Raw genomic sequence first — 2,832 nt, forward strand, 5'->3', positions numbered from 1 at the left:
ACCTTGGCTTCGCAAATGAGTGATGCGCAATTAGAACGCACTAACGTGAAAATTGAAGCAAACAATCATGGCGAAATTTTCACGGCATCTGGAGAAGTATTGCTTTTTGAAGGTTTCTTAAAAGTGTACTTGGAAGGTCACGATGACGATGAAGAGGAGCAAGAAGGGATGTTGCCAGCGATGAAAATCAACGAAAAATTAGGAAACAATTATATCACGGCTACGGAAAGATATTCTCGTGCAGCTGCAAGATATACGGAGGCTTCTTTGGTAAAGAAATTAGAAGAATTGGGAATTGGCCGTCCTTCTACTTATGCACCAACAATTTCTACTATTATCAACAGAAATTATGTGGAGAAAGGAAATCTTGACGGACAAGAACGTAATTATATGCAATTGACTCTACAATCTGGGAAAGTGGGAGAGAAGTTGCTGAAAGAAAATACAGGTTCTGACAAAGGAAAATTAGTCCCTACAGATATTGGGACTATCGTTACGGATTTCTTGGTTAAGAATTTTGGAAATATTTTGGATTATAATTTCACTGCAAAAGTGGAACAGGATTTTGATGAAATTGCCGAAGGAAATATTGAATGGACAAAAATGATGCAGGAGTTCTACGATAAATTTCACCCAACGGTAAAAGATGTCGAAGCCAACGCAGAAAGAGAAAGTGGCGAAAGAATTCTAGGAACAGATCCAAAAACCGGTAAGCCAGTTTCGGTGCGTTTAGGGAAATTTGGACCAATGGCTCAAATTGGGGCTGCAGATGATGAAGAGAAGAAATTTGCCAGTTTAATGTCGGATCAAAATATTGGGAACATTACTTTAGAAGAAACTTTAAATTTATTTTTGTTGCCAAAAAATCTTGGAGAATATAAAGGAGAAGAAGTTGAGGTAAGTAATGGTCGCTTTGGTCCTTACATTCGTCACGGAGCGGCTTTTGTTTCTTTGCCAAAAGGCGAAAATCCTTTGGATGTAGATTTAGAAAGAGCAAAAGAATTAATCGACGAAAAAGCATTAGCTGATGCACCGATTGCAGTTTATAAAGGTGAAGGCGTTCAAAAAGGGGTGGGTCGTTTTGGTCCTTTTATCAAATGGGACGGTTTGTTTATTAACGTAAGTAAGAAATATGATTTTGATGATTTGTCTCAAGCTGATATTGAAGCTTTGATTGAAGATAAATTGCAGAAAAATATTGATAAGGTTTTGCACAATTGGGAAGACGAAGGAATCTTAGTTGAAAAAGCCCGTTGGGGACGTTCTGTTATCACCAAAGGAAAAATCAAAATCGAATTGAGTAAAGATGTTGATGCAACAAAATTGACATTAGCTGAAGTTCAGGAAATGATTGCCAAGAAAACACCAGCTAAAAAAGTAGCGGCTAAAAAAGCCCCGGCAAAAAAAGCTGTTGCAAAGAAACCGGCAGCTAAGAAACCAGCAGTAAAAAAGTAATAAACGATAACTAATTCCAGTTTCATTTCTCTTTTGCTAAGGCGAAAGGGTTCGGGACGGAAAAAAAAGAAATAAAATGGAATTTGATTTTCTAAAACCAGTAGATAATGAAATCCTTGATTATATAAGTGGATTGACTTCTCAGCAACTGGGAAGCAAAATTGTTTTGCATACAAAAGAACAATTTCCAGATTTAAACAAGATTAAAATTGCCGTAATAGGCGTTTTAGAAAATAGAGGTGAGAGAAATGCTATTTCTGATGTTGATTTAGTACCACTGAGAAAAGAGTTGTACGGATTATTTCCAGGGAACTGGGATGCCTCAATTGCTGATTTAGGTGATATTCTTGCAGGGAATTCAAGTGCTGATACTTATTTTGCACTAAAGAAAGTTGTGGCAAGTTTAATCAAGAAAAAAATTACTCCTATAGTTATTGGCGGTTCTCAGGATTTGACTTATGCACTTTATAGAGCTTATGATGATTTAGAGCAGATGGTCAATTTGGTTTCCATTGACAATAAATTTGATTTTGGCAAGGATGAAGAGGAAGTTTCAGCTTCTTCGTATTTGACAAAAATAATTGTAGACGAACCTAATAATCTTTTTAACTATTGTAATATTGGGTATCAAACGTATTATAATTCGCAGGAAGAAATAGACTTGATAGAGAAATTGTTTTTTGATGCCTACAGACTGGGAGAGATTTCTAATAATATCTCTCTTTCGGAACCTGTTTTTAGAGATGCAGATTTAGTAAGTATTGATTTGAATTCGGTTAAATCATCTGATTCAGGGAATTTTATTTCGTTTGCACCGAATGGTTTTAATGGAAAAGAGATTTGTTCGTTATCCAGATATGCAGGAATAAGTGATAAAGTGAGTTCTTTTGGAATATTTAATCATAATAATTCTGCGCAGGAATCAGTTGTTATTGCACAGATAGTCTGGTATTTTATAGAAGGATTTCATTATCGCTCTAATGAGTATCCTTATGGAAGCAGAGAGAACTATATTAAATACATAGTTCCATTAGATGAGGAAGAACTTGTTTTTTACAAAAGTGACAAAACGGACCGCTGGTGGATAGAGATTCCTTTTATTTCTAACGGAAATAATAAACTAAAAAGAAATACGTTATTACCATGTTCCTACGATGAGTATTTATTAGCATGCAATCAAGAATTACCAGAAAGGTGGTGGAAAGCACAAAGAAAAAATATATTATAGGTTTTTTGGGGCTTTATTAATGATATTTTATAAAAAACATGTTGTTTAGTAAGAAAAGATTGTTTTTTAAATAAATAATAAATAGGTTTACACACTTAAAAATAATGAATAGATAATCCAAATTTATATGAAGAAGTTCATTGCATTTA

2 protein-coding genes are annotated in these 2,832 nt (G+C 34.5%); both read left to right on the forward strand.

Going from position 1 to position 2,832, the window contains the following annotated elements; all coding sequences use genetic code 11:
• Positions 1–1,455, forward strand: a 1,455-nt coding sequence (locus ACH2BP_RS12385) for a DNA topoisomerase (RefSeq protein WP_395060351.1), incomplete at its 5' end; no start/stop codon positions are given.
• A gap of 76 nt (positions 1,456–1,531) precedes the next feature.
• Positions 1,532–2,683: a formimidoylglutamase gene (locus ACH2BP_RS12390; protein WP_395060353.1), complete on the forward strand. Its 1,152-nt coding sequence runs from the start codon at positions 1,532–1,534 to the stop codon at positions 2,681–2,683.
• Positions 2,684–2,832: the final 149 nt, after the last annotated feature.

Source organism: Flavobacterium sp., from assembly GCF_043756175.1.
GTDB lineage: Bacteria > Bacteroidota > Bacteroidia > Flavobacteriales > Flavobacteriaceae > Flavobacterium.